The sequence below is a fragment of the Parasphingomonas frigoris genome, assembly GCF_036663815.1.
Lineage (GTDB): Bacteria > Pseudomonadota > Alphaproteobacteria > Sphingomonadales > Sphingomonadaceae > Sphingomonas.
On record NZ_JAXOJQ010000005.1, the window covers coordinates 109,763 to 130,003 of the forward strand.

At 69.0% G+C, this 20,241-nt stretch carries 23 protein-coding genes; 18 read left to right on the plus strand and 5 right to left on the minus strand.

What is annotated here, in order from left to right:
- Nucleotides 1–18: 18 nt before the first annotated feature.
- Nucleotides 19–336 carry a CC_3452 family protein gene (locus U1872_RS16380; protein WP_332793988.1) on the minus strand — a complete coding sequence of 106 codons (318 nt, stop codon included), beginning with the start codon at nt 334–336 and terminating at the stop codon, nt 19–21.
- A 118-nt stretch (nt 337–454) separates the two neighbouring features.
- Here U1872_RS16380 and U1872_RS16385 point away from each other — a divergent pair, with 118 nt between their 5' ends.
- From U1872_RS16385 to U1872_RS16415, 7 genes are all read left to right on the plus strand, one after another.
- Nucleotides 455–946 carry a winged helix-turn-helix transcriptional regulator gene (locus tag U1872_RS16385; RefSeq protein WP_332793989.1) on the plus strand — a complete coding sequence of 164 codons (492 nt, stop codon included), beginning with the start codon at nt 455–457 and terminating at the stop codon, nt 944–946.
- A 75-nt stretch (nt 947–1,021) separates the two neighbouring features.
- Nucleotides 1,022–1,762 (plus strand): heme ABC transporter permease CcmC, encoded by a 741-nt coding sequence (gene ccmC, locus U1872_RS16390; protein ID WP_332794122.1) that lies wholly within the window; start codon nt 1,022–1,024, stop codon nt 1,760–1,762.
- 100 nt (nt 1,763–1,862) lie between these two features.
- On the plus strand, nt 1,863–2,297 hold the full coding sequence (gene ccmE, locus U1872_RS16395; RefSeq protein WP_140850785.1) for a cytochrome c maturation protein CcmE: 435 nt from the start codon (nt 1,863–1,865) through the stop codon (nt 2,295–2,297).
- A gap of 130 nt (nt 2,298–2,427) precedes the next feature.
- Nucleotides 2,428–4,404, plus strand: coding sequence for a heme lyase CcmF/NrfE family subunit (locus U1872_RS16400; protein WP_332793990.1), 1,977 nt, complete (start codon nt 2,428–2,430; stop codon nt 4,402–4,404).
- A complete protein-coding gene (locus U1872_RS16405; protein ID WP_332793991.1) occupies nt 4,401–4,928 on the plus strand; it encodes a redoxin family protein in 528 nt (175 codons plus the stop codon). The genes U1872_RS16400 and U1872_RS16405 overlap by 4 nt, the downstream gene beginning before the upstream one ends.
- Nucleotides 4,925–5,335 carry a cytochrome c-type biogenesis protein gene (locus tag U1872_RS16410; protein ID WP_332793992.1) on the plus strand — a complete coding sequence of 137 codons (411 nt, stop codon included), beginning with the start codon at nt 4,925–4,927 and terminating at the stop codon, nt 5,333–5,335. The genes U1872_RS16405 and U1872_RS16410 overlap by 4 nt, the downstream gene beginning before the upstream one ends.
- The gene (locus tag U1872_RS16415; RefSeq protein ID WP_332793993.1) at nt 5,332–5,979 is read left to right on the plus strand and encodes a tetratricopeptide repeat protein; all 648 of its coding nucleotides are present in this window, start codon (nt 5,332–5,334) and stop codon (nt 5,977–5,979) included. Before U1872_RS16410 ends, U1872_RS16415 begins: the two co-directional genes overlap by 4 nt.
- On the opposite strand, the gene U1872_RS16420 is transcribed toward U1872_RS16415, so the two are convergent.
- Both U1872_RS16420 and U1872_RS16425 read right to left on the minus strand, forming a co-directional pair.
- Nucleotides 5,976–6,773 carry a DUF2189 domain-containing protein gene (locus U1872_RS16420; RefSeq protein ID WP_332793994.1) on the minus strand — a complete coding sequence of 266 codons (798 nt, stop codon included), beginning with the start codon at nt 6,771–6,773 and terminating at the stop codon, nt 5,976–5,978. The genes U1872_RS16415 and U1872_RS16420 overlap by 4 nt on opposite strands.
- An 80-nt stretch (nt 6,774–6,853) precedes the next feature.
- Entirely contained in the window at nt 6,854–7,321 is a 468-nt protein-coding gene (locus tag U1872_RS16425) for a TspO/MBR family protein (protein ID WP_332793995.1), read from the minus strand.
- Between the two features lie 76 nt (nt 7,322–7,397).
- On the opposite strand from U1872_RS16425, the gene U1872_RS16430 reads away from it, so the two are divergent.
- Genes U1872_RS16430 through U1872_RS16445 form a run of 4 tightly spaced genes read left to right on the plus strand, consistent with a single transcriptional unit; the run spans nt 7,398 to nt 11,162 of the window.
- Nucleotides 7,398–8,378: a magnesium chelatase ATPase subunit I gene (locus U1872_RS16430; RefSeq protein ID WP_332793996.1), complete on the plus strand. Its 981-nt coding sequence runs from the start codon at nt 7,398–7,400 to the stop codon at nt 8,376–8,378.
- Complete coding sequence (locus U1872_RS16435; RefSeq protein ID WP_332793997.1) at nt 8,375–10,102, plus strand: magnesium chelatase subunit D; 1,728 nt, start codon at nt 8,375–8,377, stop codon at nt 10,100–10,102. Before U1872_RS16430 ends, U1872_RS16435 begins: the two co-directional genes overlap by 4 nt.
- Nucleotides 10,099–10,974 carry an alpha/beta fold hydrolase BchO gene (bchO, locus tag U1872_RS16440; RefSeq protein ID WP_332793998.1) on the plus strand — a complete coding sequence of 292 codons (876 nt, stop codon included), beginning with the start codon at nt 10,099–10,101 and terminating at the stop codon, nt 10,972–10,974. The genes U1872_RS16435 and bchO overlap by 4 nt, the downstream gene beginning before the upstream one ends.
- Nucleotides 10,971–11,162: a hypothetical protein gene (locus U1872_RS16445; protein WP_332793999.1), complete on the plus strand. Its 192-nt coding sequence runs from the start codon at nt 10,971–10,973 to the stop codon at nt 11,160–11,162. The genes bchO and U1872_RS16445 overlap by 4 nt, the downstream gene beginning before the upstream one ends.
- On the opposite strand, the gene U1872_RS16450 is transcribed toward U1872_RS16445, so the two are convergent.
- Together U1872_RS16450 and crtD are read right to left on the minus strand one after the other, a co-directional pair.
- Complete coding sequence (locus U1872_RS16450; RefSeq protein ID WP_332794000.1) at nt 11,109–12,008, minus strand: carotenoid 1,2-hydratase family protein; 900 nt, start codon at nt 12,006–12,008, stop codon at nt 11,109–11,111. The genes U1872_RS16445 and U1872_RS16450 overlap by 54 nt on opposite strands.
- Nucleotides 11,942–13,504: a 1-hydroxycarotenoid 3,4-desaturase CrtD gene (gene crtD / locus U1872_RS16455; protein WP_332794001.1), complete on the minus strand. Its 1,563-nt coding sequence runs from the start codon at nt 13,502–13,504 to the stop codon at nt 11,942–11,944. Before crtD ends, U1872_RS16450 begins: the two co-directional genes overlap by 67 nt.
- A 146-nt stretch (nt 13,505–13,650) precedes the next feature.
- On the opposite strand from crtD, the gene U1872_RS16460 reads away from it, so the two are divergent.
- From U1872_RS16460 to pufA, 7 genes are all read left to right on the plus strand, one after another.
- Nucleotides 13,651–14,712 (plus strand): methyltransferase, encoded by a 1,062-nt coding sequence (locus U1872_RS16460; protein ID WP_332794002.1) that lies wholly within the window; start codon nt 13,651–13,653, stop codon nt 14,710–14,712.
- Nucleotides 14,713–14,788: 76 nt separating this feature from the next.
- Nucleotides 14,789–15,715 carry a chlorophyll synthesis pathway protein BchC gene (bchC, locus tag U1872_RS16465; protein ID WP_332794003.1) on the plus strand — a complete coding sequence of 309 codons (927 nt, stop codon included), beginning with the start codon at nt 14,789–14,791 and terminating at the stop codon, nt 15,713–15,715.
- Nucleotides 15,712–16,695, plus strand: coding sequence for a chlorophyllide a reductase iron protein subunit X (locus tag U1872_RS16470; RefSeq protein WP_332794004.1), 984 nt, complete (start codon nt 15,712–15,714; stop codon nt 16,693–16,695). Before bchC ends, U1872_RS16470 begins: the two co-directional genes overlap by 4 nt.
- Nucleotides 16,685–18,232, plus strand: coding sequence for a chlorophyllide a reductase subunit Y (gene bchY, locus U1872_RS16475; RefSeq protein ID WP_332794005.1), 1,548 nt, complete (start codon nt 16,685–16,687; stop codon nt 18,230–18,232). The genes U1872_RS16470 and bchY overlap by 11 nt, the downstream gene beginning before the upstream one ends.
- The gene (gene bchZ / locus U1872_RS16480; RefSeq protein WP_332794006.1) at nt 18,229–19,674 is read left to right on the plus strand and encodes a chlorophyllide a reductase subunit Z; all 1,446 of its coding nucleotides are present in this window, start codon (nt 18,229–18,231) and stop codon (nt 19,672–19,674) included. The genes bchY and bchZ overlap by 4 nt, the downstream gene beginning before the upstream one ends.
- Before the next feature lie 121 nt (nt 19,675–19,795).
- Nucleotides 19,796–19,957, plus strand: a complete 162-nt coding sequence (pufB, locus tag U1872_RS16485; protein ID WP_133191433.1) for a light-harvesting antenna LH1, beta subunit — start codon at nt 19,796–19,798, stop codon at nt 19,955–19,957.
- A 28-nt stretch (nt 19,958–19,985) separates the two neighbouring features.
- The gene (pufA, locus tag U1872_RS16490; RefSeq protein ID WP_133191434.1) at nt 19,986–20,168 is read left to right on the plus strand and encodes a light-harvesting antenna LH1, alpha subunit; all 183 of its coding nucleotides are present in this window, start codon (nt 19,986–19,988) and stop codon (nt 20,166–20,168) included.
- Nucleotides 20,169–20,241: the final 73 nt, after the last annotated feature.

Consider the following 20,241-nt stretch of genomic DNA (forward strand, 5'->3'; position numbering starts at 1 on the left):
AGCACCGGCGCGGGCGACTTATTTGGCGCGGGCGTTGCACTTGGCGAGTGCATCGGCGTCGATCGGCTGGCCCGCGACCGCGAAGGCCGAGAGCTTGCCGGCACGCTGCGCGATCATCTCGCAGACGATGCCCTGGCGCTGCGGGCCCTTGGTCGCGGTGAAGGCTGTGTCGGTCCACTTCCACACGGTGCCATTGGTGATGAACATCGTCTTGGCCGGCGCGGCGACCGGAGTGGCGGCGTAATAGGCGCCCGCGTCTGCCGCGCTGGCAGCAGCCGGTGCGAGGACGGAAGCGCCGATCAAAGCGGCGGCGGCGAGCGAAAGCTGACGGACCATGGGGAGGCTCCTTCCGTTTAGGTTGCGAATCACTACCTAAATGCTGCACCTGCGAGTTGCAAGGAAAAACGTAGTTTTGCTTCCCCTTGTCAACAAACATGCGATAAGGTTGTCGATTATGGATGCAAAACTGCGTGAGCCCCTGCGGGACCTGGTGAAATGCAGCCTTCCTGCGGCGCTCGAAGCAATGGGCGAACGCTGGAGTTTCATGATCTTGCGCGCCGCATTCAACGGCTTGCACCATTTCGAGGAATTCCAGTCCGAGCTCGGCATCGCGCGCAACATCCTCGCCAACAGGCTCGGGCGGCTGGTCGAGCATGGCATCCTGACGCGTACCGCGGTGGCGGCCGACCGGCGCAAGATCCAATATGAACTGACCGAGAAGGGCGCCGCCCTGCTGCCGACGATGCTCGCCTTGCGGCAATGGGGCGAGCGGTGGGAGACCGGCTTCCCGGCGAGTCCGGTGCTGGTCGACAAGCGCGATATGCGCCCGATCGCGCCGGTCGACGTGCGCGCGTGGGACGGCCGCGTGTTGACCAAGCACGAATTGCTCTGGGCACTGCCCGAAGATGTCGATTATGGTGGGACCGGGTTACGCGCAGCGGAGTAAGCATACTCGCTGAAGGATGAGGAGAGACCAGCTTGACGATAGATTCTTCCATGTTTCTTGCGTAACCCTCAGCGCGTGCCGAGCCTCCACGCCCTCGCCAATCCGGCGCGTTTTCTGAAACTTGCGCGACCGCTCACGCCCCTGCTGTTCTGGGTCGGCGTGGCGTTGATCGGCGTCGGCTCGTGGGGCGGGCTGACGCAGACGCCGCCCGATTATCTCCAAGGCGAGACGGTGCGCATCCTCTACATCCACGTGCCGACCGCCTGGCTCGGCATGGGCGGCTGGAGCGGGATCGCGATCTCCTCGCTGATGTTCCTCGTCTGGCGTCACCCGCTGGCGATGATCGCCGCGCGCGCGATCGCGCTGCCGGGCGCGGTGTTCGCCGGGCTATGCTTGGCGACGGGCTCGATCTGGGGGCGCCCGACGTGGGGGACGTGGTGGCAGTGGGACGGTCGGCTGACCTCGATGCTGCTGCTGTTCTTCGTCTATCTCGGCTTCATGGCGCTGGTCCGCGCCGATGACGATCGCGGCGGCGACGGGCGGATCCCGGCTTTGTACGGGATCGCCGGGTCAGTGCTGCTGCCGATCATCCGCTACTCGGTGGTGTGGTGGAATACGCTCCACCAGGGGCAGAGCATCGGCCTTACCAAATCGACGATCGATTCGTCGATCCTGTGGCCGCTGTGGTTCACGCTCAGCGGCTTCACCTTTTTCTTCGCGGGCATCGTGCTGATGCGGATGCGCACGATCCTTGCGCGCACCAAGGCCGAGGCACGGCTGCGGCGGATGGCCAATGTCGTCGAGGTGACCGCATGAACCCCTGGCCCTTCGTCACCGCCGCCTATGTCCTGGCCGCGGTCGTTTCGGTCGCGCTCGCCGTGTGGAGTTTCCTGGCGATGCGCAGCAGCGAGAAGAAATGAAAGCCAAACATCAACGCCTCACGCTCGTCCTGCTCGCGATCGGCGCGGTCGGCGGGGCGAGCCTGCTCGCTTTGTCGGCGTTGAAGGACCAGGCGGCGTTCTTCTACGCGCCGGGCGACGTCAAGAAGGACGGTCTGCCGATCGGCCGCGCGGTGCGGCTTGGCGGGATGGTCGCCGATCATTCGATCCAGCGGCTTGCCGATGGCGTCTCGATGCGCTTCGTCGTCACCGATGGCGTCGCGACCGTGCCGGTCGCCTTCAAGGGCATCGCGCCCGACCTGTTCCGCGAGAAATCGGGCGTCGTCGCCGAAGGCTCGTTCAACCCCGACGGCAGCTTCACCGCGACCAATCTGCTCGCCAAGCATGACGAGAAATACATGCCCCCCGAAATCGCCGGCAAGATGCACGAGACGAAGACGTTGCAGCAATGATCGTGGATCGCTCGTCCCAGCCTGCTTCGTCACCCCGGGCTTGTCCCGGGGTCCACCGCGCCGCACGCGCGACGCTCGTTGCTGGGTGGACCCCGGGACGAGCCGGGCGTGACGGCGGGGGGATGCCGGCGTGATCGCCGAGGCCGGTCTTGCTGCTTTGTGGTTCGCCGCTGCGCTCGCGCTGCTGCAGTTGGTGCTCGCAGGGCTGGGCGTTTGGCGCTCCGCTTCCGCCGTTCGCCCTGCGCGCGTCGCGACCGAACAGGGGCAGACGCTGACCGCCGAGATCATGGCGGCGGTCCGCCCGGTCGCGGTGGTGCAGGGCGTGCTCGCCTTGTTCGCGATGCTGCTGCTGATCAGCGTGTTCATGCGCAGCGACATGTCGGTGCTGCTCGTCGCCGAGAACAGCCATTCCGACAAGCCGATGCTCTACAAGATCGCCGGCGCGTGGGGGAATCACGAAGGATCGATGCTGCTGTGGGTGACGATCCTCGGCGTCGCCGGCGCCGTGGTCGCGTTGCTCGAGCGTAGCCTCGCCAAGCCCACGCTGATCGCCACGCTCGGCGCGCAGGCGGCGATCGCGCTCGGCTTCTACGCCTTCTTGCTCTTCTCCTCGAACCCGTTCGCGCGGATCGATCCGGCACCGGCCGATGGCAACGGGCTCAACCCGTTGTTGCAGGACCCCGGCTTGGCGTTCCATCCGCCGACGCTCTACATCGGCTATGTCGGCATCTCGATCGCCTTCTCCTTTGCGGTCGGCGCGATGATCACGCGCGATGTCGGCCCGGCGTTTGCGCGCGCGATGCGGCCGTGGGTGCTCGGCGCGTGGATCTTCCTGACGCTGGGCATCACGGCGGGATCGTATTGGGCGTATTACGAGCTGGGCTGGGGCGGCTGGTGGTTCTGGGATCCGGTCGAGAATGCCTCGCTGATGCCGTGGCTCGCGGCGACCGCGCTCCTCCATTCGGTCAGTGTGCTCGCGACCCGCGACGGGTTGCGCGCGTGGACGCTGATGCTCGCCGTTGTCGCCTTCTCGATGTCGATGATCGGCACCTTTCTGGTGCGTTCCGGCATCCTCACCAGCGTCCACGCTTTCGCGGTCGATCCGACGCGCGGGTCGTTCATCCTCGCTTTGCTCGCCATCTATATCGGCGGCGCGCTGCTGCTGTTTGCGCTCCGTGTCGGCACGGTGAAGCAGGGCAACACCTTCGACGCGATCAGCCGCGAGGGCGCGTTGATCGTCAACAATCTGCTGCTCTCGGTGATCCTCGCGCTCGTCCTGCTATTCACGCTCTATCCGATCGTCGCGGCGGGCTTCGGCACGCAATTGTCGATCGGCAAGCCGTTCTTCGACAAGTTCATCGGCCCGATCGCGCTTGCGCTCGGCGTGGTGATGGCGGTCGGTCCGATGGTCCGCTGGCGGCGGGACGATCCGGGCGTCGTGCTCGGGCGGATGATGGTGCCGGTTGCGGTGACCGGCTTCGCGCTGGTCGCGTTGGTCGCGCTCGGCGGCGGGATCGCGTGGCTGCCGCTGATCGGGCTCGCCCTCGCGATCGGGTTGGCGGTGGCGAGCGTGCTGCCTCTGTGGGGGCGCAACCTGCGCCGCACCCCTTTGTTCACCTACGGCATGGTCGTCGCGCATCTCGGCATAGCGGTGAGCCTTGCGGGCATGGCGTGCGATGCCGCCTTCACGCAGGAAACGCTCGTCGCGGTGCGCGTCGGCGAGCCGTATCGCACCGGGCCGTTCACCGTGACGCTCGACGGGATCAAGCCGGTGGTCGGCCCCAATTGGTCGGCGCTCGAGGCGCGGCTGAGCGCGCGACGCGGCAGCGATGGCGCGGTCTTCTACCTGCGCCCGCAATCGCGCTTCTTCGCCAATCCGGTGACGGTGACGAGCGAATCGGCGATCGCGACGCGCTGGGATGGGCAACTCTATACCGTGCTCGGCGAGCCCGATGGCACCGGGCGCTGGCAGCTGCGCCTGTGGTGGAAGCCGTTCGTGACGCTGATCTGGTTCGGCGGCGCGCTCGTCGCGATCGGCGGGGCGTTGTCGCTGCTCGGTCGCCTGCGGCGCGAACGCCGCGTGCGGGTGCGCGAGGCAGAGGCATGAGGCGCGGGCTGATCTGGGTGCCGTTCGCGGTGGCGCTGGGCTTGCTCGCTTTGGTCGGCTGGGGGCTCTACAAGCCGGCCGATCGCACGGTACGCTCGGCGCTCGTCGGGCAGCCCTTGCCCAAATTCGCGCTCCCGCCGATCGTGCCGGGCAAGCCGGGCCTCGCGACCGCCGCCTTCGCCAAGGGAAAGCCGCGCTTGCTCAACGTCTTCGCCAGCTGGTGCATCCCGTGCATCGCCGAGGCGCCGCAACTGCTCGCGATAAAGCGCGCGGGGATCGAGATCGACGCGGTCGCGATCCGCGATACGCCTGCCGCGATCGCCGATTTCCTCGCGCGCAACGGCGATCCCTATGCCGCGATCGGCGACGACAAGACGAGCTCGGTCCAGCTCGCGCTCGGATCGTCGGGGGTGCCCGAAACCTTTGTCATCGGCGGTGACGGGCGGATCGTGCTCCAGCATGTCGGCGACATCCGCGCCGAGGAAGTGCCGGGGTTGATCGCGGCGGTGAGGAACGCGCGATGAAGCGGTTGCTGCTCCTCGTGCTGATGCTGGTCGCGGCGCCCGCCTTCGCCGACAGCAACCTCCCGGCCGCGCCGCTCGCCAACGTCCAGCTCAAGGATCCAGCCAAGGAGCGCCAAGCGCAGGCGCTGATGCTGACGCTGCGCTGCGTCGTCTGCCAGGGCCAGTCAATCGCCGACAGCAATGCCGAGATGGCGGGCGACATGCGCGCGCTCGTCCGCACGCGGATCGCCGCAGGGCAGAGCCCGGAGGCGATCCGTGCATGGCTGATCGCGCGCTATGGCGAATATGTCAGCTACGACCCGCCGTTGAGCGCGATGACCGCACCGTTGTGGATCGCACCGCTGATCCTGCTCGCGCTCGGCGCCTGGCTTGCGCGGGCGAGCTTCAAGAGGCGGCGGCGGACGTGAACCTGCTGGTGCTCGCCTTGGTCGGAGTCGCTGCGGCGGGCCTGTTGTGGGCGTTGCGGCTGGGACGGTCGCTGTGGACGATCGCGGGCGCCGCGCTGGTGCTGGGGGCGGCAGGGTTCGCGTTGCAGAGCGTGCGACACCTGCCGGGCAAGCCGATCGAAGCCGATGTCACGCCGATCGCCGTCGATCCCGGAATGGTCGCGTTTCGCGACGCGGTGTTCGCCCCCTCGCGCGCCGACAGTCTCGCGCTCGCCAGCGCCGATGCGCGGCTCGAGGCGGGCGATGCGCACGCCGCGGTCGACGGGCTGCGCCGCGAGATCGCGCTGCGCCCCGATGATGCCACGCTGTGGACCGGCCTCGGCTACGCGCTCGCGCTGCATGATCGCGCGGTATCGCCCGCCGCCAAATTTGCCTTCCGCCGCGCGGTCGCGCTGGCGCCACGCAGCCCGGGCCCGGCCTTCTTCCTTGGCATGGCCTATGTCGATGCCGGCGAGGTAGCGCAGGCGCGGCCGGCTTGGGCCTATGCCCTCGCGGCGACCCCGGCGGGCGCGCCGTACCGCGACGACATCGCCCAGCGCCTCGCCGCGCTCGATCAGTTCGACAAGATGGCCGCTGCGCAGCGGGCTGTTGGTGGCGCGCCTTAACGCACCACCAGCCGGGTATAGAGGTGCCAGGTCGCATAGCCGAGCCATGGCAGCACCACCGCGAGCCCGATCGCCGCGGGGATCATGCCGAGCAAGAGCAATGCCGCGACGCGCACGCCCCAGCCGAGCACCTCGCGCGGATTGGCGCGCACCGCCTTGATCGAAGTGCGCACCGCAGTAGCGGCATCGACGGGCTGGTCGACCACCATCGGAAACGACACGATCGCCAGCACCAGCGTGAGGACGGCGAAAACGCCGCCGGCCAGATTGCCGAGCGCGATCAGCTGCCAGCCCTCGCTGGTGGTGAACAGGCGCGCGAGGACGTCGCCCGGCTGCATCGGCCCGACCGCGCCGAAGGTCGCGTCGTAGATCGCATAGGCGACGCCCAGCCATAGCACGAACAGCGCCGCGATCGCGCCGGTCAGCAGCGCCAGCGGAACACGGCTGCGGCCGTTGAGCGGATCGAGGAAATGCCACCAGCCCGAGTCGCGACCTTCCTCGCGGCGTCGGGCGAGCTCGTAGAAACCGGATGCCACGGCCGGCCCAGCGATCGAAAGCCCGGCGACCAGCGGGAAGAGCAGCGGCAGCAACGGCTCGTTGTAGACGAGCGCGACGGCGACGAAGCAGATCACCGGATAAAGCAGGCCCAGAAAGATCAGGTCCCCGCGCTTGGCGGTAAAATCCTTCCAGCCCTCTGCCAGTGCCCAGTTAAGGTCGCTGGCCGCGATGCGGCGTATTTCGGGCAGAGCCGGTATCGGCGCGGACGGCGCGCTATGGTGCAGAAGGGTAGTCATAGGCGTGTCCTCTCGAATGAGTCGACCTGCTGTTTCCCCGCTGCAGCCAGTCTACGCCTCTTCTTGAAGAACACCAAATCCTAGCCGAACGGGCGATTGAGCCGCACGATCGTCCAGTTGAGGACGGCGGCAAAGCTGACCCAGGCGAAATAGGGAACGATCAACAGCGCCGCGAAGGGCGAGATCGGCCATAGCCCGACGAGCAAGGCGACGAGCGATCCCCACAGGAATACCACTTCGCCCAGCGCCCAGTCGGGTCGACGGAGCGTGAAGAAGAGCGGGCTCCACAGAAAATGGAACAGCGCGTTGACCGCGAACAGGATGACGACGGCGGTGCGCGCCACGCCGTCGGGCGCCGATTTCCACGCGATTGCCGCCGACCACGCCGCCAATCCGAGCAGCACCGTCCAAGCGGGGCCGAACAGCCAGTTGGGCGGCTGCCAGCTCGGTTTGCGCAAGTTGCGATACCATTGGCCGATCGGCGTCGCGAGACCGCCGACGACGAGCAGGGCGATGGCGCAGCCACCGGTGACAAAGAGCGGGTTCATCGACATTGCATGGTGGAACGCTCGAACAAACGCCAGTGTCCACTTGTGGAGTGTCAAGCGCGTGGTACACAGGGGCATGTCCACGCCTTTTCCCTTTTCGGCGATCGTCGGCCAGGATGAGATGAAACTCGCGCTGCTGCTCGCGGCGGTCGATCAGCGGATCGGCGGCGTGATGGTGTTCGGCGACCGCGGTACGGGCAAGTCGACCGCGGTGCGCGCGCTCGCTGGCCTGCTGCCGCCGGTGTCTGCCGCGCGCGCCGGATATCACCCCGAAGGCGCGACGCCGCCGCCGGCCAAGGCGACCGTGCCAGTGCCGTTCGTCGACCTGCCGCTCGGCGCGACCGAGGACCGCGTGATCGGCGCGCTCGATCTCGAACGCGCGCTCGGCGCCGGGGTCAAGGCGTTCGAGCCCGGGCTGCTCGCGCGCGCCAATGGCGGCTTTCTCTATATCGACGAGGTCAATCTGCTCGAGGACCATATCGTCGACCTGCTGCTCGACGTCGCCGCCTCGGGCGAGAATGTCGTCGAGCGCGAAGGGCTGTCGGTGCGCCACCCGGCGCGCTTCGTGCTGGTCGGCAGCGGCAACCCCGAGGAAGGCGAGCTGCGCCCGCAATTGCTCGATCGCTTCGGCCTGTCGGTCGAGGTGCGAACCCCGCAGGACCTCGCGACCCGCGTCGAGATCCTGCGGCGTTGCGACGCCTTCGAGCGCACGCCCGAAATCTTCGTCGAGACGTGGCGCGCCGCCGAGAAGAAGACGCTCAAGCGGATTGCGCGCGGTCGTGCTGGTCTGCCGAACATCGTCGTCCCCGATGCGATGCTCGCGCACGCGTCGGGGGTGTGCATGGCGGTCGGCGCCGACGGGTTGCGCGGCGAACTGACGCTGATCCGGGCGGCGCGCGCGCTGGCCGCGCTCGACGCGGTCGACACGGTGACGCCGACCCACATCGCGCGCGTCGCGCCGCTCGCCTTGCGGCATCGGCTGCGGCGCGGCGTGCTCGACGAGACCGGCTCGACCATCCGGATCGAGCGCGCGCTGGAGCAATTGGCGGCGGCATGAGCGACCGGCCGACGGCGCTGGACGATGCGCTGCTGGCGGCGCGACTCTGCGCCTGCGATCCGGTCGGCCTAGGCGGGATGATCCTGCGCGGCGGGGGCGACGTGCGCGACGACGTTGTCTCGGCACTGCAAGAGGCGCTGCCGCCGCGCGCGCCGCTGCGGCGCATCCCCGCGCATGTCGATGACGACGCTCTGCTCGGCGGACTCGATCTCGGCGCGACGCTCGCGCTGGGGCGCCCGGTGCAGCAACGCGGCGTGCTAGCGGCGGCGGACGGCGGTGTGGTGGTGCTGCCGATGGTCGAGCGGATGGCGGATTCGACCGCGGCGCGAATTGCGGGCGCGCTCGATTCGCGGGCGGTCGGCGACGCGCCGGTGCGGCTGGTGGTGGTCGCGCTCGACGACGGGGTCGAGGACGAAGCGCCACCACAGGCGCTGGTCGAGCGCCTCGCGTTCCGGATCGACCTGTCCGACTGGCGCACGCCGATGGATATGGCGGCTTCCCCGACGCCGGAGAACCGCGACTCGGTACCGGCGGAGGCGAACGGCTTCGATCCGTTCGCCGTGTTCGCCGGCGCCGCGCTGGCGCTCGGGGTCGAATCGGCCCGCGCACCGCTGTTCGCGCTCCGCGCCGCGCGCGCGGCGGCGACGCTCGCGAGGCGGACGGAGCTGACCGAGGACGATCTGCTGCTCGCGGTCCGGCTGGTGCTCGCTCCGCGCGCCACGCGCTTCCCCGCGCAGGCCGAACCCGAGCGCCAGGCCGAGCCTGATCCGCACGCCTCGCAAGACCGCCAAGACGACCCCCCGCCTGCCGATGACGGCGACTCGACCGATCAGGACACGCCTGAGCCATCGATCCAGCCACCGCCCGACGATGTCGTCCTCGCCGCCGCGCTCGCCACGCTGCCGCGCGACGTCCTTGAGCGGATCGCCACCGCAAACGGCCGAAGCGCCGCAAGCCGTGCGCGCGGCGCGGGCGAGCGGCGCGAGTCCGCGCTGCGCGGTCGCCCGCTCGCCGCGCGGGCCGGCCTGCCGCGCGGGGGCCTGCGGCTCAGCCTGATCGACACGCTGCGCGCCGCCGCGCCGTGGCAAGCGCTGCGCGATCGCGGCACCGGCCCGGTCCGGATCCGCCGCGCCGATCTGCGCATCCGCCGCTTCGAGACGCGCGCTGAAATGCTGACGATCTTCGTGGTCGATGCCTCGGGTTCGGCGGCGGCGGCGCGGCTTGCCGAGGCGAAGGGCGCGGTCGAATTGCTACTCGCCCAAGCCTATGTGAAGCGCGCACACGTCGCCTTGCTGGCGTTCCGGGGAATCGCCGCCGAACTGCTCCTCCCGCCGACGCGCTCGCTCACGCGCGCCCGCCGCGCGCTCGCGGAGTTGCCGGGCGGCGGCGGCACCCCGCTCGCCGCCGGCCTGAGCGCCGCGCTCGACCTCGCGGAAACCGCGCGAGCCCGCGGGCGCACCCCCTTTCTTGTCATCCTCACCGACGGGCGCGGCAACATCGCGGCCGACGGCAGCACGGTACGCGAGCGCGCGCAGACTGATGCCGAGTCTGCCGCACGCGCGATCGGCCAGGCGCGGATCGGCGCGGCGTTCGTCGATACCTCGGCGCGCCCGCGGCCCGAGGCGGCGCGGCTCGCGCTGGCGATGGGCGCGCGCTATCTGCCGCTGCCGCGCGCCGATGCGGCGGCGATGCACCGCGCGGTTGTCGCGGTGCAGGCGGCATGAGCCGCGCGGCCTGGTCGATCGAGGGTCGCGACTGGCCCAATCGCAGCGCGAGCCGCTTCGTCGAGGCCGGGCGGCTGCGCTGGCACGTGCAACTTCTGGGGGAGGGGCCACCGCTGCTGCTGCTCCACGGCACCGGCGCGGCAACGCACAGCTGGCGCGATCTGGCACCGATGCTGGCGGAGCATTTCACGATCGTCGCGCCCGATCTCCCCGGCCACGGCTTCACCACCGGCCGGCCCTCGGGCGGGCTGACGATGACCGGTATGGCGGGGGCGGTCGCATCCCTGCTGCGCGCGCTCGACATCGCGCCCACGGCGATTGTCGGCCATTCGGCGGGTGCGGCGATCGGTGCGCGGATGATCCTCGACGGCCACACCGATCCGCGCGCGTTGATCGGGCTCAACCCGGCGCTGCAGCCTTTCCCAGGGCTCGCCGCCAAGCTGTTCCCGACGCTCGCGCGCGGGCTGTTCGTCAATCCCTTCGCGCCGCACGTCTTCGCCGCGCTCGCCCGCGGGCCGGGTGAGGCCGGGCGCTTTCTCACGCGCGCCACGGGCTCGCGACTCGATGCCGCCGGAGTCGATTTCTATCGCCGGCTGTTCGCCACCTCGGCGCAGTGCGAGGGGGCGATCACGATGATGGCGAGCTGGGATCTCGATACGCTCGCGCACGATCTGCCGCGACTCGATCTGCCCGTGCTGCTCGTCCACGGCGCGAAGGATAGTGCGATCCCGCGCAGCTCGGTCGAAGCGGCGGCAGCGGCGGTGGCCGGGAGCCGTATCGAAATTCTGCCCGACGTCGGCCATCTCGCGCATGAGGAACAGCCCGCCGAGGTTGCGGCGCTCATTCGCGCTTTCCTGGAGGCAACGGTATGAATGGGAGCTGGTTCGGCGTGCTCGACATGGCGATCGTCGGCGTGCCGGCGATCCTGTTCGTCATCTGGCAGCTCGTCTCGGTCAATCGCGAGATCAGACGCGACCGCGAGAAGGCCGCGCAGGCCAAGGACGACTCACCAGAAGGCGCGCGGCATCCGGTAGGGGAGCATAGTCTGGACGATCGGTGAACGGAAGCGCCCGAGTGACAGGCTTTCGTGCACCGCGCGCGTCGCCTCGCCGAACAGCCGCGTGTCGATCGCCGAGCGCGCGTAGAAAGGTGCATCGACCCACGTCTTGGCGATCCGCGGCGCATCCCCGGCATCGGCACGCGTCGCGCGTTCGACCAGCCAGCCGGTGCGCGGCAGCGGCGCGCGCGGCGGCGGCGCGACTTCGTGCCAGCGGCCCTGACGGTCGAACTTCAGCGCCAGGTTGAACGGCGCGCCGCCGCGGCGCTGGCCTTCGTAGAGCACTGCGACATCCTGCTTGAGATGCGCGCGCGACCATTGCCAGTCGTCGAACCCCGCCTCGAGCGGCTCGTCGCCGAAGTTCGAATCGAAATAGCCGTCGCCGCTCCAGCGCACATTGGGGTGCGTCATCTCGACCTCGACCCGCGCGCGCGGCGCGACCGGGTGCCAGCGGTGGCGCGCCTCGGGGTCGAGCGCGAAAGCGGTGGTGCCGATCATCTCGGGATACACCCGGACCTTGCCGCGCACGCGATAGGGCAGGGGCGCAGAGATTTCGTCGAGGTCGATCGTCAGCATGCTCCCGTCCCAGCGCAGCGCGCTCGGGCCGACCGCGAAATGATCGGCGTCGCGGTGGACGTGCTTGGCGCCGCGCTCGGTCATCGCCCAGGCGCGCGCGCCGGGGCCGCACAAGGCGACGTTGATCGCGCAATGATTGTCGGGACGGCCGCGCCCCGACAGCTTGTAATAAGGCGAGAAAACGCTGCCAACGAAGGCGATGATCGTCAGGCCGAAGCGACGGTCGGCGCTGAACGCGTCGATGTACCACCAGCCATAGCCACCGGGTGCCACAGCCGCGTCGAAGCGCGGTCCGTGAGCAGGCAGTCGACGGCAAGGCGGGCGGACAAGGCCGCCATCGGGACGCCCGCGCCCGGATGGGTACTCCCGCCCGCGCAATAGAGCCCAGGGATCCGCGTCCGGCTGCCGGGGCGGCGGAAGGACGCCGCCCAGCCGTGCGAGGCCCGTCCATAGAGGGCTCCACCCGTCTGTGGGAACAGCCGCGCGAAGTCGCTCGGCGTCGTCAGCTGCGTCGCCGGTGCGGCCAGGTCCAGCGTCAAGCCGGCGCGCCTGAGCGTGGCTTGCATCGAGGCTGTGCATTGCTCTGTCTCCGCTTGGGTGAGGGAATGGGTGTCGCCGGTCGGTGGCGCGTTGACGATGATCTGGAGCCGCTCGGGGCCGCTAAGCGTGCCGCCGCCTCGCGCGTCGCGATCCTGCGCGCAGACATAGACGCTGGGATCGCTGGCCAGTCGGCCCGCGTCGAGCTGGCGGAACTCGGCCGGGCTGTCGGGGGAAAAGAAGACGTTGTGGCGGACGAGCGGAAAACCCGCGGTCGTGCTGTTCGCGCACCACACCAGCGCCGAGAGCGAGCGTGCCCTGGGCGGTGTCGGCGCGACGGCGCGGCGCACCGCTGCGCCGAGCGCACCCGCGGCGAGCGCGGCGGGGTCGGCGTTGCACACGACAGCCTGCGCCGCGAGCCGCTCGCCCGAGGCCAGCACCACGCCCGCCGCGCGCCCGCGCTCGACCAGGATCTCGCGCACCGGCGCACCGTAGCGAAACTGCACCCCCTGCGCCGTGCCGAGCGCCTCGAGCGCGCGCGCGAGGCGGTGCATCCCGCCCTCGACCAGCCACACCCCCGCTGCCTCGACATGCGCGATCAGCATCAGCGTGGCCGGGCAGTGCAGCGGCGACGATCCGCTGTAGGTCGCATAGCGCCCGAACAATTGCCGCAGCCGCGGGTCGTGGAAATGCTCGCCGAGCGCCGACCACAGCGACTGATACGGCCGGATCTTGGTGAGGTCGGCAAAGCCGCGCCAGCCCAGTCGCCACGTCAGCCCGATCGGGTTGGTCCGCGGCGATCGCAGGAACGGCCGGTCGAGCGTCGCGAAAATCTGCTGCGCTTCGCTGCGGAACGCGCGATAGCCGGCGGCGTCGCGCGCGCCCGCAAAGGCACCAATCGCCGCCTCGCTTTCGCCGGGGTCGGCGAACAGGTCGAGTCGGTCGGGCCCCCAGGCATGCCGCGCGAGGATCGTTGCCGGGCGTAGCGTCACGTGCGCGTCGAGCGAATCGCCGCACGCGGCAAAAATCTCGTCGAAGACGTGGCGCAGCGTGAATACCGTCGGTCCACCGTCGACCTGGACACCCCCGGCGGTAACCTCGCGCAGCTTGCCGCCGGGGGTGCTCGCAGCCTCGACGACTGTCACCGCGACCCCGCGCGCGGCGAGCAAAGCGGCGCTCACCAGCCCGCCAATTCCGGCGCCGATGATGACAGTCGCATCCTGCTGAGCCATGTCCCGCGTCCTTACAGGTTGACGGCGCACCGAGTGTCCAGTCAACTGGACATATGATGTCGTCCAATTCTCTGCGGCTGTCAAAGCCCGTTGTCGCTCCATCGGCCCGCTCCTGGCGCCATCGATGGATCGGATGGCGCAACGCGGTGCTCGCTTCGCCGCGTTTCCAGCATTTTGCGGCGCGCTGCTGGCTCACGCGTCCGGTGGCGCGGGCGCGGGCACGCGATCTGTTCGATCTGGTCGCGGGGTTTGTCTATTCGCAGACGCTGGCCGCCTGCCTTTCCACGGGCCTGCTCGATCGGCTCGCCGCCGGCCCCGCCACGACCGACTCGCTCGCCGCCGCGATCGACCTGCCGCGCGAGGGCACGCTGCGCCTGCTGCGCGCCGCCGCGGCGCTCGACCTAGTCGAGCGACTCGACGCCGACTGGGCGTTGGGTCCCGCCGGCGCGGCGCTGCGCGGCAATCGGGGAATCGCCGAGATGGTCGCGCATCACGCCCTGCTCTACGCCGATCTCGCCGATCCGGTTGCGCTGCTGCGCCGTGGCGGGGGTGGCGGTGCGCTCTCGCACTATTGGACCTATGCGTCGGGCGACGAGTCTGCTGAAGGCGACGTTGCGCCCTATTCGCGGTTGATGGCCGCGTCGCAGCCGCTCGTCGCCGCGCAGATCCTCGAATCCTATCGCTTCGCGCACCATCGCCGCGTCCTAGACGTCGGCGGCGGCGAGGGACGTTTCCTCGAGTCGGTTGGCGCGGCAGTGCCGGGACTGGCGCGTGGCCTGTTCGATCTGCCCGCGGTGGCCGAGCGGGCGCGGACGCGGCTGGGAAGCGGGGTCGAGCTCCACTTCGGCGATTTCCACCAGGATCCGATTCCCACCGGGTACGACCTGATCACGCTGGTGCGCGTGCTCCATGACCATGACGATGCCCCCGCGCTTGCCTTGCTCCGCGCGGTGTTCGCTGCGCTACCGCCCGGTGGACGCGTGCTGGTCGGCGAGCCGATGGCAGACACACCCGGCGCCCGGCGCGCGGGCGATGCCTATTTCGGCTTCTATCTGCTCGCGATGGGATCGGGCAGGCCCCGCAGCGCCGCCGAAATCATCGCGATGCTGCGCACCGTAGGGTTCAGCGGCGCGCGCGTGCTGCCGACCGCGATCCCGCTCACCTGCCGGACGATTCTCGCGACGCGTCCAGCAAGACGTCAATCTTGATTGACAATCAAAAGTGTCCAGATAAACTGACACCATAAAGAGGCGCGTTGCAGTGCCTTGTCGCAGGGGAAGCATGGTGGAAACACTCGCAGTGGTATTGGAGGCGCCGGAACGGCTCGCGCTCCAGACGCTCGAGCTGACGCCGCTCGGTCTCGGCGACGTGCTGGTCGAAGTCGCCTGGAGCGGGATCAGCGCGGGGACCGAGAAGCTGCTCTGGTCGGGCGCGATGCCCGCTTTTCCCGGCATGGGCTATCCGCTCGTCCCCGGCTACGAATCGGTCGGACGGATCGTCGAGGCCGGCGGCGATGTGGCGGCACGCGTCGGCGAATGGGTCTTCGTTCCCGGCGCGACCTGCTATGTCGGTGCGCGCGGTCTGTTTGGCGGGAGCGCGCGCCATGTCATCCTCCCCTCGGCCCGTGCGCTGCCGGTCGATGAAGCGCTCGGGCGCGACGGCATCCTGCTTGCGCTCGCCGCGACGGCGCATCATGCGGTGGTCGCCGGCGCGTTGCCCGATCTCGTCGTCGGGCATGGCGTCGTCGGGCGGCTGGTCGCCCGGATAGCGCTCGCGCTTGGCGCCGCGCCGCCGATGGTCTGGGAAACCGACGCCGATCGCCGCGCCGGCGCGGGCTATGCGGTGGTCGACCCGGCTGCCGACGATCGCCGCGACTATCGCACGATCTGCGACGCGAGCGGCGCCCCCGACATCCTCGACACGCTCGTCCCGCGGCTCGCCAAGGGCGGCGAAATCGTCCTTGCCGGCTTTTACGACCGGCTGAGCTTCGCCTTCCCGCCCGCGTTCCAGCGCGAGGCGCGGCTGCGCATCTCGGCGGAATTCACCCCGGCCGATGTCGCCGCGGTCCAGGCGCTGGTCGCCGCGGGCACGCTGCGGCTGGACGGGTTGATCAGCCACGTCCGCCCGGCGGCGGATGCCGCCGAAGCCTATCCCGCGGCCTTCGCGGACCGGGCCTGCCTCAAGATGGTATTGGAGTGGAGTGCGGCATGACGATGCTCGATCCCGGCCCGCTACGCGACGAAGCGCAGCATGAGCCCGACCCGGTGCCCACCGGTCCCGTGACCAAGGAAACGCAGATCATCGCGATCTACGGCAAGGGTGGCAGCGGCAAGTCGTTCGCGCTGGCGAACCTCAGCTACATGATGGCGCAGCAGGGCAAGCGCGTGCTGCTGATCGGCTGCGATCCCAAAAGCGACACGACGTCATTGCTGTTCGGCGGCAAGTCGACCCCGACGATCATCGAGACGAGCTCGAAGAAGAAGCTCGCCGGCGAGGAGATCGGCATCGAGGACGTCTGCTTCCAGCGCGACGGGGTGTTCGCGATGGAGCTCGGCGGGCCCGAAGTCGGCCGCGGATGCGGCGGGCGCGGGATCATCCACGGTTTCGAGACGCTCGAGAAGCTGGGCTTCCACGAATGGGGCTTCGATTATGTCCTGCTCGATTTCCTCGGCGACGTCGTCTGCGGCGGCTTCGGCCTGCCGATCGCGCGCGACATGTGCCAGAAGGTGATCGTCGTCGCGTCGAACGATCTCCAGTCGCTCTATGTCGCCAACAACGTCTGCAAGGCGGTCGAATATTTCCGCAAGATGGGCGGCAATGTCGGCGTCGCGGGGATGATCCTCAACAAGGATGACGGCACTGGCGAGGCGAACGCGTTTGCCGAGGCCGTCGGGATTCCGGTGCTGACCGCAATCCCTGCAAACGAGGACATCCGCAAGAAGAGCGCGAACTATCAGATCATCGGCAAGCCCGGCGGACAATGGGCGAGCCTGTTCGAGCAGCTCGCGGTCAATGTCGCCGAGGCGCCGCCGCTGCGTCCAACGCCGCTCGACCAGGACGGGCTGCTCGGGCTGTTCTCGGCGGATGTGACGGGCGCCGACTACACGCTCCGGCCTGCGAGCCAGACCGACATGCGCGGCGTCGCCTATGTCACCAAGCCGACGCTCGAGGTGGTGTACGATGCCGTCTGACGCTGGCCTCCTTGCGCCTTCGCTCCCTGGAGGGGCGGAGAGACGCCCGGATCGCATCGATCTCGCGACCCAAAGCGGTGGTTGCTCGAGCGGCTCCACGCTGCGCGAAGCCGCTGAAATCGCCGGCAAATCCGACGTGCTCGCGCGCTACGACGCCGACTATCCCAAGGGCCCGCACGACCAGCCGCAATCGATGTGCCCGGCGTTCGGCTCGCTCCGCGTGGGCCTCAGGATGCGCCGCACCGCGACGATCCTCTCGGGCTCGGCGTGCTGCGTCTACGGCCTGACCTTCACCTCGCACTTCTACGGCGCGAAACGCAGCGTCGGCTACGTCCCCTTCTCGTCCGAGACGCTGGTGACGGGCAAATTGTTCGAAGACATTCGCGACGCCGTCCACCAGCTCGCCGATCCCGCGCTGTATGACACGGTGATCGTCACCAATCTGTGCGTGCCGACCGCAAGCGGCGTCCCGCTGCAACTGCTCCCCGACCAGATCAACGGCGTCCGCATCATCGGGATCGACGTCCCCGGCTTCGGCGTGCCGACGCATGCCGAGGCGAAGGATGTGCTCGCGGGCGCGATGCTCAGTTACGCGCGCAAGGAGGCCGAGCAGGGCCCCGTCGCCGCGCCGAAGCAACGACCGGACCGGCCGACCGTGACTCTCCTGGGCGAGATGTTCCCGGCGGACCCGCCAGGAATCGGGCTATTGCTCGAACCGCTGGGCTTAGCTGCCGGCCCGGTCGTCCCGACGCGCGAATGGCGCGAGCTGTACGCCGCGCTCGATTGCGCCGCGGTGGCGGCAATCCATCCGTTCTACACTGCGAGCATCCGCGAATTCGAAGCGGCCGGACGCAGCGTGATAGGGTCTGCGCCAGTGGGGGCGGAGGGGACGGCGGCGTGGCTCGACGCGATCGGCGCGGCGTGCGGTATCGCTCAAGGGAAGGTCGATGCGGCCAAGAACCGCTTTCTCCCCGCGATCCGCGGCGCGCTCGCCGCCAAACCCATCTCCGGGCGGATCACCGTCTCGGGCTATGAAGGCTCCGAACTGCTCGTCGCACGGCTGCTGATCGAGAGCGGGGCGGACGTCCCCTATGTCGGCACGGCGTGCCCGCGGACGGTGTGGTCCGATCCCGACCGCGACTGGCTCGAGGCGCATGGCTGCCGCGTGCAGTACCGCGCGAGCCTCGAGCAGGACATCGCCGCGGTCGAGGCCTATGGCCCCGATCTCGCGATCGGCACGACGCCGGTCGTCCAGCACGCCAAGCAGAAGGCGATCCCCGCGCTCTATTTCACCAACCTCATCTCGGCGCGGCCGCTGATGGGGCCGGCGGGGGCGGGAAGCCTTGCGCTGGTCGTCAACGCGGCACTCGCCAACCAGGCACGCTTCGACAAGATGACGCGCTTTTTCGAGGGCGTCGGGACGGGGCCCACCGCCGGCGTCTGGGAAGCCACGCCGGTCGACCGGCCCGAGTTCAAGATGAAATATGCCGCCAAGCGCATCGCCGCCGCCAAGGCGGAAGAGAGCGTCGGGACATGACCCTCATCCTCGATCATGATCGTGCCGGCGGCTATTGGGGCGCGGTCTACGCCTTTACCGCGATCAAGGGATTGCAGGTGATCATCGACGGCCCGGTCGGTTGCGAGAATCTCCCCGTCACCTCGGTGCTGCATTACACCGATGCGCTGCCGCCGCACGAATTGCCGATCGTCGTCACCGGCCTGGGTGAACAGGAGCTCGGCCGCGACGGCACCGAGGGCGCGATGAAGCGCGCCTGGGCGACGCTCGATCCCGATCTGCCCGCGGTCGTCGTGACCGGCTCGATCGCCGAGATGATCGGCGGCGGCGTCACGCCCGAGGGCACCAACATCCAGCGCTTCCTGCCGCGCACGATCGACGAGGATCAGTGGCAGTCGGGCGACCGCGCGCTGACCTGGCTGTGGACGCAGTTCGGCCCGAAGAAGGTGCCGGCATTGCGTCCGTTGAAGGAGGGCGAGCGCCCCAAGGTCAACCTCATCGGCCCGATGTACGGCAGCTTCAACATGCCGTCGGACCTCGCCGAGATCCGCCGCCTGGTCGAGGGGATCGGTGCCGAGGTCGGGATGGTCTTCCCGCTCGGCAGCCATCTCGCCGATGTCCGCAAATTGGCCGACGCGCGCGTCAACGTCTGCCTCTATCGCGAGTTCGGTCGCGGGCTGTGCGAGGCACTCGAGCGGCCATACCTGCAAGCGCCGATCGGGCTCGAGAGCACGACGCTGTTCCTGCGCAAGCTCGGCGAATTGCTCGGGCTCGATCCCGAGCCGTTCATCGAGCGCGAGAAGCACACCACGATCAAGCCGCTCTGGGACCTGTGGCGCTCGGTCACGCAGGATTTCTTCGGCACCGCGAGCTTCGGCATCGTCGCGACCGAAACCTATGCGAGAGGGATCCGCGCGTTTCTCGAAGGCGATATGGGGCTGCCGTGCCACTTCGCCTTCAGCCGGTCGGCCGGGATCAAGCCCGACAACCAGGCGGTGATCGACGCGATCCGCAGCAATCCGCCGCTGATCGTGTTCGGCAGCTTCAACGAGCGCATGTACATGGCCGAGGCCGGCGCGCGCGGCGTCTATATCCCGGCAAGCTTCCCCGGCGCGGTGATCCGCCGCCACACCGGTACGCCGTTCATGGGCTATGCCGGCGCGACCTATCTCATCCAGGAAGTGTGCAACGCACTGTTCGACGCGCTCTTCCACATCCTGCCGCTCGCTGGCCAGCTCGACACGGTCGAGGCCACCCCCGCCAGGATCGAGCGCGACGTCGCGTGGGAGGATGCCGCCAAGGCCGCGCTCGACGAAGCGGTCGAACGCGAGCCCGTGCTGGTGCGGATTTCTGCCGCCAAACGCATCCGTGATGCCGCAGAACGTGGCGCGCGCCGCGCCGGCGAGACCTCCGTCTCGCCGAGCCGCCTCGCGCACGCCATCACCGAAAGCCGCGGCGGATGACCGCGCGGCGTCCTTTCCCGCGTTCGCGCGGATCCGAAATCCCACGGCAGGTGCCGCGTGGATGCAGCCGGGGAGCGCATCCAACGCTCCTGATCGTGGTCGTCAGAATGGAGACGCAGCAATGAGCGATAATCGAGAAGAAAGGTTCGGGCCGGGGACCTATTTGACCCCGGAAGAAGCGAAGGAGTTTCACAAACTCTTCATCACCAGCTTCGCTTTGTTCACCGCAGTCGCGATCGTGGCGCATATCCTCGTCTGGATGTGGCGCCCCTGGATCCATTGATATTTCATCGTAAAGAGGAGACCACATCATGTGGAGAGTTTGGCTTATTTTCGATCCGCGGCGCACGCTCGTCGCTTTGTTCGCCTTCCTGTTCGTGCTGGCGTTGCTGATACACTTCATCCTGCTCAGCACCGACCGGTTCAACTGGCTCGATGGTCCGCACACCGCACCAGCGGCGGCGACTGCGCCGGCGACGACCCCCGCGCCATAGCGGGGTCGCTTGGTCAAGTGGACGGGGCGTGACAGCCGTCCCGTCCGCTTGAAGCCGGCATTGGCGAGGGATG

What these genes read in the sequence shown, in the direction of transcription:
- U1872_RS16380 (WP_332793988.1), bottom strand. Translation starts at nt 336, where the DNA reads ATGGTCCGTCAGCTTTCGCTCGCCGCCGCCGCTTTGATCGGCGCTTCC.
- U1872_RS16385 (WP_332793989.1), top strand. Translation starts at nt 455, where the DNA reads ATGGATGCAAAACTGCGTGAGCCCCTGCGGGACCTGGTGAAATGCAGC.
- ccmE (WP_140850785.1), top strand. Translation starts at nt 1,863, where the DNA reads ATGAAAGCCAAACATCAACGCCTCACGCTCGTCCTGCTCGCGATCGGC.
- U1872_RS16405 (WP_332793991.1), top strand. Translation starts at nt 4,401, where the DNA reads ATGAGGCGCGGGCTGATCTGGGTGCCGTTCGCGGTGGCGCTGGGCTTG.
- U1872_RS16410 (WP_332793992.1), top strand. Translation starts at nt 4,925, where the DNA reads ATGAAGCGGTTGCTGCTCCTCGTGCTGATGCTGGTCGCGGCGCCCGCC.
- U1872_RS16420 (WP_332793994.1), bottom strand. Translation starts at nt 6,773, where the DNA reads ATGACTACCCTTCTGCACCATAGCGCGCCGTCCGCGCCGATACCGGCT.
- U1872_RS16425 (WP_332793995.1), bottom strand. Translation starts at nt 7,321, where the DNA reads ATGAACCCGCTCTTTGTCACCGGTGGCTGCGCCATCGCCCTGCTCGTC.
- U1872_RS16430 (WP_332793996.1), top strand. Translation starts at nt 7,398, where the DNA reads ATGTCCACGCCTTTTCCCTTTTCGGCGATCGTCGGCCAGGATGAGATG.
- U1872_RS16435 (WP_332793997.1), top strand. Translation starts at nt 8,375, where the DNA reads ATGAGCGACCGGCCGACGGCGCTGGACGATGCGCTGCTGGCGGCGCGA.
- bchO (WP_332793998.1), top strand. Translation starts at nt 10,099, where the DNA reads ATGAGCCGCGCGGCCTGGTCGATCGAGGGTCGCGACTGGCCCAATCGC.
- U1872_RS16445 (WP_332793999.1), top strand. Translation starts at nt 10,971, where the DNA reads ATGAATGGGAGCTGGTTCGGCGTGCTCGACATGGCGATCGTCGGCGTG.
- crtD (WP_332794001.1), bottom strand. Translation starts at nt 13,504, where the DNA reads ATGGCTCAGCAGGATGCGACTGTCATCATCGGCGCCGGAATTGGCGGG.
- U1872_RS16470 (WP_332794004.1), top strand. Translation starts at nt 15,712, where the DNA reads ATGACGATGCTCGATCCCGGCCCGCTACGCGACGAAGCGCAGCATGAG.
- bchY (WP_332794005.1), top strand. Translation starts at nt 16,685, where the DNA reads ATGCCGTCTGACGCTGGCCTCCTTGCGCCTTCGCTCCCTGGAGGGGCG.
- bchZ (WP_332794006.1), top strand. Translation starts at nt 18,229, where the DNA reads ATGACCCTCATCCTCGATCATGATCGTGCCGGCGGCTATTGGGGCGCG.
- pufB (WP_133191433.1), top strand. Translation starts at nt 19,796, where the DNA reads ATGAGCGATAATCGAGAAGAAAGGTTCGGGCCGGGGACCTATTTGACC.
- pufA (WP_133191434.1), top strand. Translation starts at nt 19,986, where the DNA reads ATGTGGAGAGTTTGGCTTATTTTCGATCCGCGGCGCACGCTCGTCGCT.